The following is an 18,049-nucleotide window of genomic DNA, read 5'->3' as shown; positions in this document are numbered from 1 at the left end:
ATGTGCACCTCGCGCCAGATCATCGATCCGGGTGGCCTGCTGTTCGGAGACAAGACCGGCAAGTACGCCGACCCGCTCGGCATCACCAAGACCGCCGTGGGTGATCCCACTGGCCGCGTGCGGCGCGCTCGCAAGGAAGCCGAAGACGAGCGCCGCACCTACGCCAGCAGCGGCGCGTCCTCTGTGGCCTATCGATCGCTGGCACCGACGACAACCGCGCTGGGTGGAACAGCTCCGCGCAACACCGTGCTGGGGGGAGGCTGATGGACATGATGGAGCTGCGTGCGCACTGCCGGCGCCGCAAGAAGGCCATGCAGGACGCTCAGACGGACTGGGTGCCGGACTGGCGCCAGGTGGCCGAGTACGTCGACCCAACGCGCGGCCGCTTCTACGGCGAGAACGACAACAAGCCGCGCAAGCGCAACCGCGCCAAGGTGATCAACAGCACCGCGACCGAAGTGCTGCGGGTGATGGCGGCCGGCATGATGTCGCACATGACGCCCAAGGCGCAGCCTTGGTTCCGCGTGACCACACCGGACCCAGCGATGGCCGAGCAGTTCGGCGTCCGTGTCTGGCTGGACGATGTGGCGGCGCGGATCCGGGACGCCCTGGCTAGCAGCAACTTCTACAAGGCCATGCCGGTGGTCTACACCGAGGATGGTCTGTTCGGCACTGCTCCGATGCTGATCCTGGAAGACCCCAACGAGGTCGTGCGCTTCTACTCGCTGACGGCCGGCACCTACGCTGTCGGCCTGGACGATCAGCAGCGCGTCGACTCGCTGTGGCGCCGTTACACCAAGACCGCGCGCCAGCTGGAGCAGCGCTACGGGCAGGAGAAGCTGCCGGCGCGTGTGCGTGAGGCACTGCCGCAGAATGGCGACCGCACGTTCTGGGTCGAATCGCTGATCGAGCCGAATCCGGACGAGCGCCCTGGCATCGGCCCGTTGGGGCTGCAGGCGCCGCAGTACCGGGCCTATCGCGAGGTGGTGTGGATCGACGGCTGCGGTGAGGGCGAGAGCGGGGTGATCGACATCGGTGGCCACTACGAGGCGCCGCATGTCGTGGCTCGCTGGAACCCGGTCGCGGAGGACGTCTACTCCACCTCCCCGGCGATCGACTGCCTCGGCGACATCAAGCAGCTGCAGTATCTGGAAGGCGAGAAGCTGCGCCTGATGGAAATGGTGTCAGATCCCACGCTCGGTGCCCCCGAATCGCTGCGACGCACTGGTGGTGCGCGGCTGCGTAAGGGCGGGATGATCTACCTGCCGCAGGATTCGGTGAACGCCAACGTAGCCCCGGTGTACACCCCAGACCCCAGGGGAGTGCAGCAGGTCCGGGAAGAGATCGCCACGATCGAGCAGCGCATCCAGCGGTCTTTCTTCTACCAGCTGTTCCTGATGCTGGAGGCCCTGGGCGACAAGACCGACCGCACTGCCACCGAGATCGCCACCCGCAAGGAGGAGAAGGCGGCGGTGCTGGCGCCGACGCTTGAATCCATCACTGACGAGGTGCTTGATCCGGTGATCATCCGGGTGTTTCGCCTGCTGGAGCGCGCTGGCCGCATCCCCGAGCCGCCGCAGATTCTGGCGTCCGTACCGCTGAAGATCGAATACACCAGCATCCTGGCCCAGGCCGCGAAGGCAGCTGCAGTTGGCTCCATCGAGCGCACGGTGCAGTTCGTTGCAGGCGTCGCGAAGGCAACTGGCGATCCATCGGTCATGGACAAACTGGATACCGACCAGGTGGTCGACGAGTTCAATGCCGCCGTCGGTGGGCCTGCCTCGATGATTCGCGGCGACGACGCAGTGGCAAACATCCGTGCCGACCGCTCCCAACAGCAGCGCCAGCAGCAGCTCGCGGCTGCCGCACAGCCGCTGAAGGACGCGACCCAAGCGCTGAAGACTGCCAGCGACACGGTGCCCGAGGAAGGCTCTGCGGCCCAAGCGCTCATTGATGCCATGCAGGGTGCTGCATGAGCCGGCCGGGGCGCAGCCAGGAGGACATCGACCAGGAGCGCCGGGAACGCCAGCTGGCCGCGCTGGAGCTTCGCCAGCTGCGCGAGGACGTCCGCACCGTACTGGCGGAGCCTGTGGGGCGTCGTGTGGTCTGGACGTTCCTGCAGGCCATGGGCGTGGACACCAGCGCGTTCAACACCAACGCCATGGCGCAGTCGCGCGCCATCGGCCGGCAGGAGGCCGCCCAATGGTGGCTCTTGGCCATCCGCGACAACTGCCCGGAACGCGAATCCCAGATGCGCGCCGAGGCCAACAGTGCACTGAAGCGGCTGCAGGCGCAGTCGCAGCAACCAGAGGAAAACGAGCATGTCGACTGAAACCGCCGATACCACCAGCAATCAAAACTCTGGCGAAGGCGAGGGCAGCAACACCACCACCAGCACCACGGGACAGCAGGGCACCGGCGCCAATGGCCAGCCGGGCACCGAGGGTACGGGGGATGGAGGTGACGCGAAGGGCGCTACCGGCAAGGACACCCAGGGCAACGACGGCAAGACCGGCAAGCCCGAAGGTGACACCGCCGCAGGCGCACCGGAGCAGTACGAGGCGTTCAAGGTGCCGGACGGGTTCACCCTGGAAGGCGACCGCCTCGGACAGGCCACCGAGTTCTTCAAGGCCAAGGGTTGGACGCAGGAGCAGGCCCAGGAGGCGATCGACCTGTACACCCGTATGGCCGGCGAGGACGCGGCGGCACTGCAGCAGGCTGTGGAAGCACAGCGCCTGCAGCAGCTGGAGCAGTGGGGCGAACAGGCCAAGGAACAGCTCGGCACGAAGTACGACGAGACGGTGAGCCTGGCCACCACCGCGGTGAAGGCCGTGAACGACCCTGAGCTGACCAAGGCGTTCAACGAGCTGGGCTGGGGCAACCATCCGAGCCTGATCAAGGCGTTCGCGTTTTTCGGCCGTCTCGGCCGCGACAGCCCCATGGACGGGCTCGGTGGTTCGACCACCAGCGGGACCGGTGACCGCAGTCTGGGTCAGCGCATGTACCCGGACATGAAGTAACCCCACCCCTCAACCACACCACACCTCAACCGCCGCAAGGCGGTTTTTCATTTCAAGGAGCAAGCACCATGGCTGTTATCGGAAACACCATGCCGACCCTGCTGGAGGCATCCAAGCTGTACACCGGCGATGGCACCCCGCTGCCGGTGGCCGAACTGCTGACCGAGCAGAATCCCATCCTCGACGACATCCCGTGGTTCGAGTCAAACCAGACCACCGGCGAGCGCCTGGCGGTCCGCACCGGCCTGCCGTCGGCGGTGTACCGCAAGCTCAACGCTGGTATCCCGGCCAGCAAGAGCCGCTATGCGGACGTCACCGAGTCGACCGGCATGCTCACCTCGCTGGGCAAGATCGACAAGGCGCTGGCCGACCTGTCTCCGAATCCGGCCGACTTCCGCGTGCGCGAGAACATGGGCCACTTCACCGCGATGAACCAGACGTTCGCGGATCGTCTGTTCTACGGCGACACGGACATCAACCCGGAGCAGTTCCTGGGCTTCGCGCCCCGTTTCAGCACGGCTGATCCGGACGACGCCGAGAACGCCGTGCAGCTGATCAACGGTGGCGGCACCGGTACCGACAACTCGTCGATCTGGCTGATCGGCTGGGGCAAGGAAGGCGCCTACGGCATCTACCCGAAGGGTTCGAAGGCCGGCCTGGTCCACAAGGACTACGGCGAGGAGCTGGTCAAGGACGCCGACGGCAACGAGTTCCCGGCCTACCGCGACTGGTTTGAATGGCACCACGGCATCGCCGTGAAGGACTGGCGCAACATCGTCCGCGTCGCAAACGTGGACATGAGCGCTCTGACCAAGGACGCCTCGGCCGGCGCCGACCTGATCGACCTGATGGTCCAGGCGGTTGAGCAGATCAACGCGCCGGAGGCCGTGAAGCTGGCGTTCTACGTGCCGCGTACCGTTCGCAGCTTCCTGCGCCGTCAGATCACCAACAAGGACAACGTCTGGCTGTCGATGGGCGAAGTCGCTGGCCGCAAGGCGGTCCAGTTCGACGGCATCCCGGTGCGCCGGGTCGACGCCCTGTCGGTCAACGAATCGGCGATCACCTTCCCGTAATCGGGCAGGTGTGCCGCAACCCATCCAACCCGGAGCAACGTAATGATCCTCGACGCACAGAACGAGTTCTCCAACGGCCAGGCGGTGACCGCCACGGCCATCTCCACCAACGTCATCGACACCGGTACCGACAAGAACCCGGTGAAGGACTTGGGCGGCCCGGAGCCGATCTATCTGGTGATCCAGGTGGACACCGACTTCGCCGCTGCCGGCGCTGCAACCCTGGCCGCGAGCCTTGAATCGTCCGCGGCTGCTGGCCTGACCTCGGCCAATGTCCACTTCAGCACCGGCGCACTGGCGTTGGCCACGCTGAAGGGCGGCACCACTGTGGCCGTGGTGGCCCTGCCCAGCGGTGACTACCTGCGCTACCTGGGCCTGCGCTACACGGTTGCCACCGGCCCGATGACCAGCGGTGCGGTGTCGGCGTTCCTGACGCGCGATCCGCAGCTGTACCGCGCGTACTGGGCTGCTGTCGGCCGCTGATCCCCCGAAGGCACCAGCGGTGCCACCACAGAGCCGGCGGCAGTAGTCGCCGGTTCTTCTACGACCGAACAGGAGTCGACGATGTCCGAAGCAACCAGCAAGAGCGCCCAGCGCTCCAACAAGGCCGTGCGCGGCAGCCTCCCACCCGAAGGCACCAGCGGTGCCCTCTACGAGGTCACCAAGCGCGCGCACAAGATCAACGGCCGCGACTACGAGCCGGGCGAAAAGGTGTTCTGGGCCGGCACACCTGGTGTGCTGCTGAAGCCTCTGAACGACGAGGCCAAGGCCGCGGTGAAGGAAGCAGACGCTGCGCGCGCCAAGGAAAAGGCTGCGGCCGAAGCCAAGAAAGCGCGATAACGCCCGATCACAGAGGACAGCACGATGAAGCTGGTATCGATGAAGCGGGATGCGGATAAGGACGACCGCGACGACAGCAAGGAGTGCTGCGAAAGCGCGCACACCCCGGATTATCCATGGGGCACTCGCCTTTGCCTGGAAGACGAGCAGCTGCAGAAGCTGGGCCTGGAATCGATGCCGGCAGCAGGTGCACGCCTACAGATCGGCGGCGTGGGCGAGGTGATCGGCTTCCGTGAGGAACAGGTCGATGGCAAGACCCGCAGGACCCTCGACATTCAGATCACCGAGTTGGGAGTCGAAGGCTTGGGCCGGCCGATCGCCCAGCGCATGTACCCGGATAAGGAGTAGGCCATGGCTTCCCAGGTCCAAATCTGCAACCTGGCCCTGGGCAAGCTGGCCCAGGACATCACGATCACGTCGCTGACCGAGCGTTCCAAAGAGGCGCGCGTGTTCTCGCGCCTGTGGGATCCGATGCGCGACCTGGTGCTGGCCGACCGGCTTTGGCCGTGGGCCATGAAGGCCCAGCGCCTGGCGGTCGCCGCTGAGGCGCCGATGCCCGGTTGGGAGATCCGCTACGCCCGTCCGGCGGATTGCATCACCGTGCTGGCCATCACCGACGACCAGGGCATGCGCGCCGGCCGCCGCTTGTCGCGCTGGTGTGGGGCGCAGTTCCGCCGCTGCCACGGCATCCAGTTCGAGCAGGCGATGGGCGCGGATGGCACGTCGCTGCTGTGCGACCGGGCCGAGGCCTATCTGATCTACGTTGCCCGCGTGGAAGACCCGGAGCGCTACCCGGCGCACTTCGTGGATGCGCTGGCCTGCAAGCTGGCCGAGGAAGGCGCGCCGGCGATCATCGGTGCCAATGGGTTCTCCAACAAATCCGGCCTGAAGCAGCTGTACCAGCTCGCGCTCAGCCAGGCCGCGGCGCATGACTTCAACGAGGCCGACGAGGACGAGCGCCAGCCTTCGATGGCCCAGATGGCGAGGGCCTGACCATGGCACGTCTGCTGCAACCGAGCATGTCCGGCGGTGAGCTTTCGCCCGGGCTCCAGGGTCGCGTCGACATGGTGCGCTACGCCATCAGCCTGAAGACCTGCCGCAATGTCATCACCAAGCCAACCGGTGGCGCTGAGAAACGCCCGGGCTACCTGTTCCGCGGCGGCGCCAAGCACAACGAACGCGCCACCCGCTTCATCCCGTTTATCTACTCGACGACCGTCAAGTACGCGATCGAGATGGGCGACGGCTACATGCGGTTCTGGGTAGGCGGCGCGCTACTGCGCAACGGGGCAGGGGACATTGTCGAGGTGGCCACGCCTTACACCGGCGAGGACATCTACAAGGTGCGGCACACGCAGTCGGCGGATGTGCTGTTCCTGGTGCACCCGTGGATCCCGCAGAAAGAGCTGCGCCGTCTGTCCGTCGACCAGTTCGAGCTGCGCGACTTCGAATACCGACGCGGACCGTTCCGCCCGTTCAACAACGACGAGGCCGCGCTGCTGGCCGTGTCCGGTACCCAAGGCGTGGTGACGGTGACGACCAACGTCCCGACCTTCACCGCGGAGATGGTCGGCTCGCTGCTGTATGCCGAGGAAAAGGAACTGCGCTCGGTGAAGCCGTGGGTGGCGGCGGAGAAGAACGTGCCGCTGGGTGCCCTCCGCCGGAGCGACCAGAAGGTCTACCGCTGCGTGAGCATCCCCGTGGTCACCGGACTGGAAGGAACGCCGTACTACGTCTGCGGCAGCGTGCGCCCCGTGCACGACAGCGGCCGTGCGTTCGACGGCCCGCAAGACGTGAAGTTCGACAACGTCAACGACTACGCCGTCGGGGTCGAGTGGGAGTACGTGCACGGCGGGTTCGGGATTATGAAGATCACCGCCTTCACCAGCCCCTTCGAGGTCACCGCCACGGTGATCGAGCGGATCCCCGACAGCATCGTCGGCAACGTGCCGCCGCCGGTAGCCGGTCCCTGGACCTTCAGCGGCGACGGAACCACGAAGCAGTTTTCCATCCCTGGCGCCACCAGCAGCAGCTACTTGGACTACCAGGTCAAGATCGACGGCGTGCCGGTTCAGTCCAATCCGTACTACCCGGGTGGCAGCGGCACTGGCGGCACCAGTGGTGGCGGCATCGGCCGCGGCGGGAACGTCGCACAGGAGGTGCAGTGATGGCACAGGGCTGGACGATCGATCCCGGCGCGGACCTGATCAACTTCTACGAGGCACCGCCAACCGGTACCAACAACATCGTGGTGACCCAGTACGCGGCCGGCGCTGTCGGTGGCACCGACGTCTGGGCAGTCGGTGCCTGGTCCTATCGCTACGGCTACCCCGGTGAGGTCGAGTTCTTCGGCGACCGCCTGTGGTTCGCTGGCAGCCCGGGCGATCCGCAGACCGTGTGGGCATCGAACATCGGCGATTACCCCAACTTCGGGCGCAGTTCGCCGATAGTCGACAGCGACGCGGTGTCGTTCACGATCAATGCGCGCCAGGTGAACGCGATCCGCGACCTGGTGCCGCTGGACAGCCTGCTGGTGCTGACGACCGGCGGCGAGTGGAAGGTCACCGGCGGCCAGGACGCCGTAGTGACGCCCAGCACGATCGGGATCAAGCCGCAGTCGGCCTATGGCACCGGCGACCTGCAGGCCCGGGTGCTGGGCGAGTCGGCAGTGTTCCTGCAGGCACAGGGCCAGCGCGTGCGCGATCTGGCCTACCAGTTCGAGAAGGACGGCTTCCGCGGCAACGAGATCAGCATCTGGGCCGACCACCTGGTGCAGGGCTACACGTTCCGCGGCATCGAATACAGCACGGCGCCCTGGCCAATCCTGTGGATGCCGCGCACGGACGGTGTGCTGATCGGCTGCACGTACATGCCCGAGCAGGAGGTCACCGGCTGGCACCCGCATGAGACCGACGGCGAGGTGCTGGACGTCTGTTGCCTGCCCGGCGAGATCGAGACCGAGGTCTACCTGCTGGTACGCCGCTTCATCAACGGCGAATGGGTCCAGTACGTGGAGCAGATGGCGCCGACCCGGTACGACGATGCGCTCGACTGGAAGTACGCCGACAGCCTGCTGACCTACGACGGCCGGCGGCCGAACGCCTCCCCCATGACGTTGACCAGCACAGACGGGTGGAACGAGGGTGCCGTGATCACTGCCACCACCGGCGCCGCGATCTTCAGCGGGGCAGGTGACGTGGGCAACATCCTGCGGCTGGCAATTGGCAACGAACACGTCCGCGCGCGGGTCATGGCCTATGTGTCGCCCACGGTCGCGACGGTGGAATCGATCGGCTCGGTGCCGCTGTCGCTGCGCGGCGTCGCTGTGCAGGACTGGACCTACCAGCGCTCGACGATCGCCGGAATGGGCCACCTGGAGGGCAAGGGCGTGGTTGCTCTGGTCGATGGCAACGTGCAGAAGGACCTGCAGGTGGTCGACGGCAAGGTGCAGCTGCAGCGCCCGGGCGGCGTGGTACACATCGGCCTGCCGTACACCGCCCACATTGAGACGCTGGAGGTCAATGCCAACGGCGGCGACCCACTGCGCCCCATGAAGAAGCTCGCCTTCGAGGTCGCGCTGCTGGTGCGCAACACCCGTGGCGTCTACGTCGGCACCACGCTGGATACGCTGGATCCGATCGCACAGCGCGATTTCGAGAACTACGACGAGCCCACGGCCCCTTACACCGGCGTCCTGCGCAAGAACATGTCCTGTCGCTGGGGTGTGGACAGCGGCCATTTCCACATCATCAGCGACGACCCGCTGCCGATGGAGATCCTGTCCCTGATGCCCCAGGTGGTGGCGTCCGAATGAAGATCACCGCAGAGCTGGTACCGGCCGAGGCTGGACACATCGAAGTGATCGCGGCCGCGGCACGGCCCGCAGATGTGGTCGAGCTATGGGCATGCGACCGCACCACGCCGGCGGCGGCCCTGCAGCGCGGCCTGGCCGGGAGCGCTGAGGCATGGACGGCGATGGTGAGCGGCGTGCCGGTGTGCATGTTCGGGGCGACGCCTTACTCGATCCTCGGCGGGATCGGCACGCCTTGGATGGTCGGCTCGACCGGCCTTAACCCGCTGTCGGTCCAGAAGGATCTATTGCGCCTGTCCCGCCCGGCGTTGGCACGCATGCAGCAGGCGTTCCCTTCGATGCTGTTCAACGTCGTCGACCAGCGCAACGAGGCCGCTCAGCGCTGGCTGCATTGGCTGGGCTTCCACTTCCTCGCGCCGGTGCCGGTCGGACCGGACAGCGCCCCTTTCCTTCCGTTCTACTGGAGCGCATAACGTGTGCAATCCCGCAATCGCCCTTCTGGCGGCCACCGTTGTAACCGGTGCATACCAGGCTGATCAGCAGCAGAAGCAGGGCAGGGCCAACGCTCAGATCGCCGAGAACAACGCGATGCTGGCGCAGCAGGACGCCGACGCCAGCAACGCCTTGGCCACCCGCGAGATGGAGCAGCAGTCCTGGCGCACGCGCATTGCGCTCGGCCAGCAGCGCGCCGCGATCGCTGCCAACAACATCGACCCGACGCTCGGCACGCCGGCGGAGATCCTCGGCGAGACCGCAATGTTCGGTGAGGTCGATCAGCAGACCATCCGCATGAACGCTGCGCGGCAGGCCTGGGGCTTCAACGCACAGGCCCAGAACCAGCGGACGCAGGGCGAGCTGGCCCGCTGGAGCGGCAACGCTCAGGCGGCCGGGACGATCCTGGGCTCGCTCGCCAGCGCCGCGAGTATGGGCATTGGCGGCATGAGCCGCGGCGGCGTGGCTGGCGGCGGTGGGAACCTGTCGTCTCAGGCCAACAGCATCACCATGCGCAACAACGCGCGCATCTCGCGCGGCTGGGGGCTGTGACATGGCGACCCTGATCCCACGCACCAGCGGTCCGCAGGTGCAGGCCGAACTTGGCCCACAGGTCCGCAACACCGCACAGGTCGACCTGTCACCGCTCACCCGAACCGCTGGCGCGGTTGGCCAAGTGGCCGCCGATCTGTTCCAGCAGCAGAAGCAGCGCGCCGACCTGACCGCCGTCATGGAAGCACGACGCGAACTGTCAGACTGGGAAGGGAACACCTTCAACCCGGCCAACGCCGACGGCATCGCCAAGTACCAGGGCAAGAACGCCCTTCAGGCGCACGACGCGCTGCTGGGTGATCTCGACCAGCGTGTGTCGTCCATCCGCAGCCGGCTGTCGCCCGAGCAGCAGCAGCGGTTCGACCAGGTGTCGTTCTCGTTCCGCGACTCTGTGCAGGGACGGCTCAACAGCTACGCCGACCGCGAGTACAGCGCCTACGAGGCCACCGAGCGCAAGGCCACGATCGACAACATCGGCCAGGACGCAGTCAGCGCCGGCATGTCCGGCGACTTCGGCCTGGCCGACGTGCGCCTGCAGGAGGCAGTCGGCATCGCCAGTGCCGCCTACCAGACGCAGGGCATGGGGGCCGAGGCGATCAAGGCCAGCGAGCGCGGCATCGTCTCTTCCGTGCGCAAGCAGACGGCCACGGCGATGGTCACCCGCGACCCGTTCGCGGCGGAGGACTACTACCACCGCTATGCGGACCAGATGACGCCGGAGGATCGCGCGCAGGTCGAGCGCACGCTCTACCCGGTGGTGAAGGACCGCGCCGCCTACGAGCTGGCGCAGTCGCTGGCCGATGGCCGTGGTGCGATCGAGCCGCTTCCGGCGCCGGCGGCGCGGGGCGTGCCCTCGGCAGCGGTGGCCAAGGCGATCGATGACGCAGCGAAGGCCGAGGGGCTGGACGCAGCTGGCCGGGCCGACCTGTACGCGCTTGCCGAGCAGGAATCGGGTTTCCGCGCCGACGCAGTGAATCGTGAGGTTCTGGACGACGGCGACCAGGCCACCGGCCTTTTCCAGTACCGCGCCACTAGCGCCGGCGGCATCGACCGCAAGGACGCCACCGCCTCGGCCCGCCGGGCCGCGCGCGAGTACAAGGAGCGGCTGGCCAAGGGCGGCCGGGCCTTCGCCATTGCGGCGCACTTCGCAGGTGAGGGTGGCGCTGACGCGGTGGTGAATCGAGGCCGCTCAACGCAGAACCCGAAGACGGCGCTGTACGTGCGCGAAGTCATGGGCCGCTCCGCGCGCTGGGCGTCTGCCGCAGGGCAGGGTGCTGCATCCGGGGCACCGGTCGCCGCCGGCGCGACTGCCGCACCTTCGACGCTGGCGGATGCCATTGCAGCGATCCCGCGCACGATGCCGCCGGATCAGCGTGCTGCTGCTGAAGGCTATCTGCGCGACATCTACGCGCAGCGCAAAGACAGGCTGGAGCAGGCGAAGAAGGCTGCGGCCATGTCGATCTACGACAAGGTGGCTGCCGCCGGCGCGAGCGTGCCGCTGTCGCAGGTGCTGGCGCCGGCCGAGCTTGCGTTGGTGGGACAGGATTCGAGCCTGGCCGAGTCGATCAACCGCTATCGGAAGTTCACCGCGGAGGGAGCGGTGGTCCAGGACGACCCGGCCACAGTAGACGAACTGCAGCGCATGCAGGCTCTGCGGCCCAACGAGTTCGCCAAGCTGCCGCTGGGGCAGTACGCCGACAAACTCAGCGGCAAGACGCTGAAGGCCTTCGCCGAAGACCAGACGAAGGTGAACGACCCAGCCAAGCGCGCCGACTATCTGAGTGATGCTGATCGCGTCGAACGTGGTTTCCAGATGCTGGGAATCGGAGCAGCGACGGATGCGAGCGGGACTGGATCTGAGGCAAAGAACGCGCCGCGGGCAGGGCTGCGAGGAGAATTCCGCATCGCGTACCAGAACGCGCAGACAGCGTTCGTGCAGTCCACCGGAAAGAAGCCGACCCCTGAGCAGGCGGACGTGCTGCTGTCGGCCACGGCCAAGCAGTTCGCCCAGAACCTGCAGGCCGGCCGACTCGGCGCGATCCAGGAGAAGGACGGCAAGTTCAAGAACAACCCCAAGGTGAAGGTGGGTCTCTACAGCAGCGCCGCACAGTTCGACCTGCAGGTGAGCCAGGCCGACCGCGACGCGGTACGGGGCGCATACACCGACAAGTACGGCCGACCGCCGACCGATGCCTGGGTTACGCAGTACCTCGCCCGCAAGAGCCAAGGAGCCAAGAAGTGATCGACAATGTGCTGGAAGGCTTCGACGAACTGTCGGACGAGATCGAGAGCAATCGGCAGGTGACCCTGCGTAGCGCCTACACCGGCACCAGCCAGAAGCCGGAAGAAGCCGCGCGCGCGAACCAGCTGTCGGATCAGCTTGGCCAGCCCTTCGGTGTGGTGGCGGCGAACCTTGGTGACTACGAGCAGGACGCCCGGCGGCAGGAGATCGACGACGCCGGCCGGGCATCGCCGCACGTGGGCGACTTCCTGAGCGATCCGCGGCGCATGGCACTGGCCAGTGATGAAGCCCCGAAGCTGGCCACCTATGCCAACTCGCTGGTGACCGGTGAGGCCCGTGCCACCGCCGAGCCGAACATCCTGGAGCAGGTCATCGGCGGTATCGTCAGCGGCTGGCAGCGCGGCAAGGCCAATGCGCTGTCGCTGCTGCCCGATGGCCCGGCGGTGATGGATCCAGGGACCGGGCGCCTGACCACCGACCGTTCGGCCGAAGAAGCCGCGTTGCGCGCAGATCAGGAGCGCCGTGCGCAGGCTGCGGATGTCACCAGCGCCAGCACCGATCGCGGTTTCCAGGCCTTCGACCGGGCGAACAAGGCGGGCAGCTTCAGCGGTGCTGTGCGGGAGCTGGCCGGCGGCGGCACCGATACCCTGGGCGCCATCGCGGTCACGCTGGGGCAGTCCATCGGCATGGGCGCCCCGGGCCTGGCGCTGACCGCAGCCACCGGTGGTGGTAGCCGCGTGGTGACGGCTGTCTCGGCTGGTACCGGTTCGGGCCTGACCGAGTTCGGTGCCAGCATCGCCGACGCCATGCAGGACGCGAAGGTCGACCCAACGGACGCTTACGCGGTTGGCCAGTTCCTGCGCGATCCGCAGAAGATGGCCGCCGCGCGCGACAAGGCGGCCAAGCGAGGTGTGGCCATCGGCGTGTTCGACGCGTTGACCGCCGGTGTGGCCGGGCACTTCATCAACAACGCCCGGCGCAGCGCATCCTCGGCGATCCTGCGCACCGGCGCCGAGGCGGGCGTGCAGCTGGGTGGCGGCGCTGCTGGCGAGGCCACGGCGCAGCTGCTGACCGAGGAACGCCTGAAGTGGGGCGACATCATCATGGAGGGCCTGGCCGAGGTCCCTACCGGCGCGGTCGAAGTACATGCCAACTACCGCGCCGCGCGGGCGTCTGGGCAGGTGCGGTGGATCAATGAGCGCCTGGACCAGGTGATGCAGTCGGGCCAGAGTAACGACCGGCTGCGCGCTGCCACCGAGCTTGCTGGAGAGCTGAAGCTAGGCGAGCGGTCGCCGGAGGACATGAAGGCGCTCACCGCGCAGGTCGCGGGCGAAGACGCGCGCGTGTATCTGGACGCGGAGCAGGCACAGACGCTGTTCCAGTCCGCACCACAGGTGCTGCAGGACATGGTCGGCGGCGAGTCGGCGCTGGCGGAGCAGCTGGCCACCGGCCAGGTGGTGATTCCGATGACCGAGTGGATGGCCGCTGTCCCGCGGCTGCCGAACCGGGACGAGATCCTGCGCAATGCCCGCACGACCGCTGACGGGCTGTCGCCGGCGGAGCTGGAATTGCTCGACATCGATGCGATGGCCCGCGAGCTGGGCGTGCCGCTGGATGCGCCAGCACCAGACCAGACTGCGGCGAACGCGCGCGCGCAGGTGCAGCAGTCGGTGATGGCCCAGCTGGTTGGCACCGAGCGCTATACCGCGGCGCAGGCCGAGAGCCAGGCGCAGCTGTGGGGAGCCATGTTCGGCCGGCTGGGTGAGGTCACCGGGCAGGATCCGGTGGCGCTGTACGAGCGCTACGCGGCCGGCATCGATGCAGCGGAGGCGCCGGCCGAGGGCGCAGGCGTCCAGCCGCGCACGCTGATGCAGCGGGGCATGGATGCACTGCGCAGCCTTTTCGGCCGGCCGCAGGTGGCCACCGATGGCCGTGGCCAGCAGACCATCGAGCGCGATGGCAGCGCCTACGTGCAGCGGGCCGGGCAGTGGCTGCTGGCCGACGATCAGGGCCAGGCCCGCGACTTCCTGACCCTGGACCAGGCGCGCACGGAAGCAGAGCGCACCGGCGGCGAGATCGTGCAGGACGATCCGATCGAAGGGCAGCGGCAGACGTGGAGCGTGGCGCTGCCTGACACTGCTGCGCGCGAGGTGCTGGCCGGCGACATCCTGTTCCAAGGCGGTGCCGCGCCGCGCGGCCAGATCCAGATCGGCACCGGTCGTGCCATGCAGATCAGCCTGTTCAAAGGCGCAGACCTGTCCACGTTCCTGCACGAATCCGGGCACTTCTTCCTCGAGATCTACCGCGACCTGGCCACGGCCGAGGATGCCGCGCCGCAGTTGCGCTCCGACCTGGATGCCCTGCTGAAGTGGTTCCGCGTCGAGTCTGCCGACCAGATCGGCGTCGACCAGCACGAACAGTTCGCCCGCGGTTTCGAGGCCTATCTGGGCGAGGGCAAGGCGCCGACGCCGGAGCTGCAATCGGTGTTCAGCCAGTTCAAACAGTGGATCCTGGGCGTCTACCGCAGCCTGCGGAATCTGGATGTGGAGCTGACCGACGAAGTGCGCGGTGTGTTCGACCGGATGCTGGCCAGTCAGGAAGAGATCGAAGCGGCACAGGCCCGGGTGGGGTTCGAGCCGATCGCGCGAGACCTGGCCGAAGCGCAGGCGCTGGGCATGACCGAGCGCCAGTTTGCCGATTACCAGGCGCAGGTCGCTGCGGCGCGGGAGCAGGCCGAGGCAGACCTCATGGCGCAGCTGCAGGAGGCCGATGCTCGCGCCCGCAAGCGCTGGTGGAAGGACGAAAGGGCCACCATTCTTAGAGAGGTCGAGGCTGAGGTCGAGGCCACGCCCATCGTGCGCGCCTACCGTGTGTTGACGGGGAAGAAGGAGATCAACGGCGAGCCGGTGCCCGAGCAGCTGCAGGGCCTGAAGCTGGATCGCGCCGTGCTGGCGGCGACCTACGGCGACAGTTTGCTGGACAAGATGGGCCGGGTGCACGCCCGCAAGGGCGGCACCCACCCGGAAGAGGTTGCCACGTTGCTGGGCTTCAGCTCCGCCGACGAACTGGTCCAAGGTCTCTGGACGGTGCGGCAGACGCTGGATAGTGTTGAGGCCGAGGCTGAAGCGCGCATGCAGGCCCGGCATGGCGAGCCCATGACCGACGGCACGCTGCCGCAGCGCGCACTGGATGCGGTCCACAGCAGCCGCAAGATCCAGCTGCTCGAGCGCGAGCTAGGCGTGCTGGCCGATCTGGCCAAGGAGCCGCGGCCGAACCGACGTGAACTGAAGGCAGTGGCGCGGGCAGTGCTGGCCGAGAAGACCGCACGGCAGATCCGTCCGAACGACTATCTGGTCGCCGAGCGCAAAGCTGCTCGCGCGGCGGCGCAGGCGGCGGCCAAGGGGAAGTATGCCGATGCACTGCAGGCGAAGCGGCAGCAGGCCCTGAACGCTGTTCTGTTCGCCGAGGCTCGCGCGGTGCAGCAAGAGGTCGAGTCCAAGGTCGGCTACATCCGCCAGCAGATGACTCCGCAGGCCCGCGAGCGCCTGGGCAAGGCCGGCGCCGACTACCTGGAAGCGATGGACACCATCGCCGACACCTACGAGTTCCGCGACGTGTCCGGCCGGGCCGTTGCCCGCCGCCAGAGCCTGCGGCAGTGGGTGGAAGCTCGCCAGGCTGAGGACGACCTGACCGCTGTAAGCGATGCGCTGCTTGCCCGGGTCGAGGCCGAGAGCGTCACCAACTACGCCGACCTGCCGATTACCGAGTTCCGCGAGCTGCACGACGCAGTGACCAACATCGCGCGACTGGCCAAGCTGAAGAACCAGCTGCTGAGCAACAAGAACCGGCGCGACTGGGAGAGTGCGCAGGCCGAGCTGGCCGGCGCAATCCGCGGAGCGATCGCCGAAGGTAAGCCGCTGCCGCTCTCCGATGCGGACCTGACGGCGATGCAGAAAGTGGGCGCGACCTACACCGGCCTGATGGACTGGGTACTGCGCCCGGAGACGGTGGTCGAGTGGTTGGACGGTGGCGAGACCGGGCCATGGCACGACTTCCTCTGGAACCAGGCCGAGGCAGCGCAGCAGCAGCGGATTGAGCTGCGCAACCGCGTCGGCGGCATGCTGGAGCAGACGATGAAGGCCCTGACGCCGGCGCAGCGGGCGGACCTCAATCGCCTGGTGTACGTACCGAGCCTGGGGCGGTCGCTGTCGAAGAACACGATCGTGGCGGTTGCGCTGAACATGGGCAACGCCGGCAACCGCGACAAGCTGATGCGCGGCGGCTTCATCGGCACGAATGCCGAGGTGGTCCAGTTCACCCCGCAGAACATCGCGGAAATGCTGGGACACCTCACGCCGGCCGATGCGCAGATGGTGCAGGGCATCTGGGATGCGGTGAACAGCCTGTGGCCGGACATCGTGGAGCAGCAGCGCCGGTTGTCGGGCGTTGCGCCCGAGCAGGTCGAGCCGATGCCGCTGATCTTCACCGCGGCCGACGGCTCGATGGTCAGCCTGCGTGGCGGCTACTACCCGGCGGTGTACGACCCCCGGGCGGGTGCCGGCGGCGTCAAGCAGGCGCGCGCGGCGGAGGAACAGATCATGGGCGGCACCTTCAGCCGCGCCATGACCAGCAAGGGCCACACGAAGGAGCGCACCGAGTACGCAGCGCCGATGCTGCTGGACTACCACCGCGTGCTGTCGCGCCACCTCAATGACGTGATCACCGACGTTTCGCACCGCGGCTACGTGAAGCAGGCGCTGCGGGTGCTGGAAGACCAAGAGCTGAAGAACCTGATCCAGCAGCGGCTGTCGGAGGGGGCCTACCACTCGCTCTACGGCAGCGTGAAGAATGCGGTGCGCGGCGCGTCGGTGTCGGAGCCCGGATCCAGCATGGCCGAGAAAATCGGCGATGCCGTGCTGACCAACACCGCAGTGGCGGCGCTAGGCTTCAGGCTGCCGCTGGTATTCGCCAACACCGTGGTGGCACCCATCCAGGCGGCGGCGCGCGTCGATCCCAAGTACCTGGCCACCGGCTATGCGGCGTACTACCGCAGCCCGGGCAAGATGACGGAAATGATCCACTCGTTGTCGCCCTTCATGGAGGAACGCGCCAACTCGCTGGATTCCTCCTATCAGGTGGTGCTGGGCAAACTGTCGGGAAAGCGTGGCATCCGGGCTGCTGCGATGAAGATGGCCATGGAGGTGCACCGCTGGACGGTGCCACTGGCCGAGCGCGCCATCTGGCTGGGCCGGTACCAGCAGGCCCAGGCGCAGGGCGTCAGCATAGACGAGGCGGTGCGCTTGGCCGACAAGTCGATCCGCACCACCCAGCAGGCCGGTGCGCCGAAGGATCTCAGCGCTGCCGAGCGTGACCCGCGCTACAAGTGGGTGCGCATGTTCATCGGCCCGATGATCATCATGAACAACCGCCTGCAGGAATCGGGCCTGCGTGGGCTGTACCTGGGGCGCGTGCAGTCCCCGGCCCGGGCGTTGGGCACCTGGCTGTCGGCTGGTGTGCTATCCAACGCGGTGTTCGAGCTGCTGATGATGCGCGGCCCGGATGGTGGCGACGACGACGAAAAGGGCTGGGACGACTGGAGCGCTTGGCTTGCACGCAAGACTCTGCTGTTCCCGTTCCAGACGATCCCCCTGCTGCGCGATGTCGCTGGCGGCATCGATGCTGCGATTGAAGGCAAGCCCAGCATGGGGCGACCCAACCCGATCGTGGACGCCGGTGTGGCGCTGGCGAAGTTCGGCCAAGCTGCGTGGAAGGAGGGCCGGGACTGGATCGCCGACGATGACGAGCCCGATGCGGAGAAGCTGATCAAGACCGGCGTGCGCGCTGCCGGCCCTCTGACCGGAATCCCCAGCAATCAGATGCTGACCACCGGCGAATACCTCTACGACGTCGGTACCGGCCAGTACACCCCGGACAACCCGGCGGAGGCGGCCGCATACCTCATGTACCGCCGCCCCAAGGACGAGCAGTAATCGACCACGCCCAGCCCCGCAGATGCGGG

Annotated in this window: 15 protein-coding genes; all 15 read left to right on the top strand. The window is 67.3% G+C overall.

Going from position 1 to position 18,049, the window contains the following annotated elements; translation table 11 throughout:
* On the top strand, positions 1 to 264 hold the full coding sequence (locus tag N5D91_RS09575; protein WP_049446574.1) for a hypothetical protein: 264 nt from the start codon (positions 1 to 3) through the stop codon (positions 262 to 264).
* Positions 264 to 1,976, top strand: coding sequence for a portal protein (locus N5D91_RS09570; protein WP_279922673.1), 1,713 nt, complete (start codon positions 264 to 266; stop codon positions 1,974 to 1,976). Before N5D91_RS09575 ends, N5D91_RS09570 begins: the two co-directional genes overlap by 1 nt.
* Positions 1,973 to 2,332, top strand: coding sequence for a hypothetical protein (locus N5D91_RS09565; protein ID WP_279908380.1), 360 nt, complete (start codon positions 1,973 to 1,975; stop codon positions 2,330 to 2,332). Before N5D91_RS09570 ends, N5D91_RS09565 begins: the two co-directional genes overlap by 4 nt.
* The gene (locus tag N5D91_RS09560; protein WP_279908378.1) at positions 2,322 to 3,020 is read left to right on the top strand and encodes a hypothetical protein; all 699 of its coding nucleotides are present in this window, start codon (positions 2,322 to 2,324) and stop codon (positions 3,018 to 3,020) included. Before N5D91_RS09565 ends, N5D91_RS09560 begins: the two co-directional genes overlap by 11 nt.
* Positions 3,021 to 3,088: 68 nt before the next feature.
* Complete coding sequence (locus N5D91_RS09555) at positions 3,089 to 4,093, top strand: major capsid protein (protein ID WP_279908376.1); 1,005 nt, start codon at positions 3,089 to 3,091, stop codon at positions 4,091 to 4,093.
* A gap of 42 nt (positions 4,094 to 4,135) precedes the next feature.
* Positions 4,136 to 4,576 carry a Bbp16 family capsid cement protein gene (locus N5D91_RS09550; RefSeq protein ID WP_279908374.1) on the top strand — a complete coding sequence of 147 codons (441 nt, stop codon included), beginning with the start codon at positions 4,136 to 4,138 and terminating at the stop codon, positions 4,574 to 4,576.
* A gap of 81 nt (positions 4,577 to 4,657) precedes the next feature.
* Entirely contained in the window at positions 4,658 to 4,933 is a 276-nt protein-coding gene (locus N5D91_RS09545; RefSeq protein ID WP_279908372.1) for a hypothetical protein, read from the top strand.
* Positions 4,934 to 4,957: 24 nt separating this feature from the next.
* Positions 4,958 to 5,281 carry a capsid staple protein gene (gene gp10 / locus N5D91_RS09540; protein ID WP_279908369.1) on the top strand — a complete coding sequence of 108 codons (324 nt, stop codon included), beginning with the start codon at positions 4,958 to 4,960 and terminating at the stop codon, positions 5,279 to 5,281.
* 3 nt (positions 5,282 to 5,284) lie between these two features.
* Complete coding sequence (locus tag N5D91_RS09535) at positions 5,285 to 5,926, top strand: hypothetical protein (RefSeq protein WP_279908368.1); 642 nt, start codon at positions 5,285 to 5,287, stop codon at positions 5,924 to 5,926.
* Between the two features lie 2 nt (positions 5,927 to 5,928).
* Positions 5,929 to 7,101 carry a hypothetical protein gene (locus tag N5D91_RS09530; RefSeq protein WP_279908366.1) on the top strand — a complete coding sequence of 391 codons (1,173 nt, stop codon included), beginning with the start codon at positions 5,929 to 5,931 and terminating at the stop codon, positions 7,099 to 7,101.
* Positions 7,101 to 8,747, top strand: a complete 1,647-nt coding sequence (locus N5D91_RS09525) for a hypothetical protein (RefSeq protein ID WP_279908364.1) — start codon at positions 7,101 to 7,103, stop codon at positions 8,745 to 8,747. The genes N5D91_RS09530 and N5D91_RS09525 overlap by 1 nt, the downstream gene beginning before the upstream one ends.
* The gene (locus N5D91_RS09520) at positions 8,744 to 9,217 is read left to right on the top strand and encodes a hypothetical protein (RefSeq protein WP_279908362.1); all 474 of its coding nucleotides are present in this window, start codon (positions 8,744 to 8,746) and stop codon (positions 9,215 to 9,217) included. Before N5D91_RS09525 ends, N5D91_RS09520 begins: the two co-directional genes overlap by 4 nt.
* Position 9,218: 1 nt before the next feature.
* The gene (locus N5D91_RS09515) at positions 9,219 to 9,788 is read left to right on the top strand and encodes a hypothetical protein (RefSeq protein WP_279908360.1); all 570 of its coding nucleotides are present in this window, start codon (positions 9,219 to 9,221) and stop codon (positions 9,786 to 9,788) included.
* Between the two features lies 1 nt (position 9,789).
* Positions 9,790 to 12,030: a hypothetical protein gene (locus tag N5D91_RS09510; protein WP_279908359.1), complete on the top strand. Its 2,241-nt coding sequence runs from the start codon at positions 9,790 to 9,792 to the stop codon at positions 12,028 to 12,030.
* The gene (locus tag N5D91_RS09505; RefSeq protein WP_279908357.1) at positions 12,027 to 18,020 is read left to right on the top strand and encodes a hypothetical protein; all 5,994 of its coding nucleotides are present in this window, start codon (positions 12,027 to 12,029) and stop codon (positions 18,018 to 18,020) included. Before N5D91_RS09510 ends, N5D91_RS09505 begins: the two co-directional genes overlap by 4 nt.
* Positions 18,021 to 18,049: the final 29 nt, after the last annotated feature.

The sequence above is a fragment of the Stenotrophomonas sp. GD03794 genome, from assembly GCF_029842145.1.
GTDB classification, from domain to species: Bacteria; Pseudomonadota; Gammaproteobacteria; order Xanthomonadales; family Xanthomonadaceae; genus Stenotrophomonas; species Stenotrophomonas riyadhensis.
This window is presented reverse-complemented; position numbering and strand designations above follow the sequence as displayed.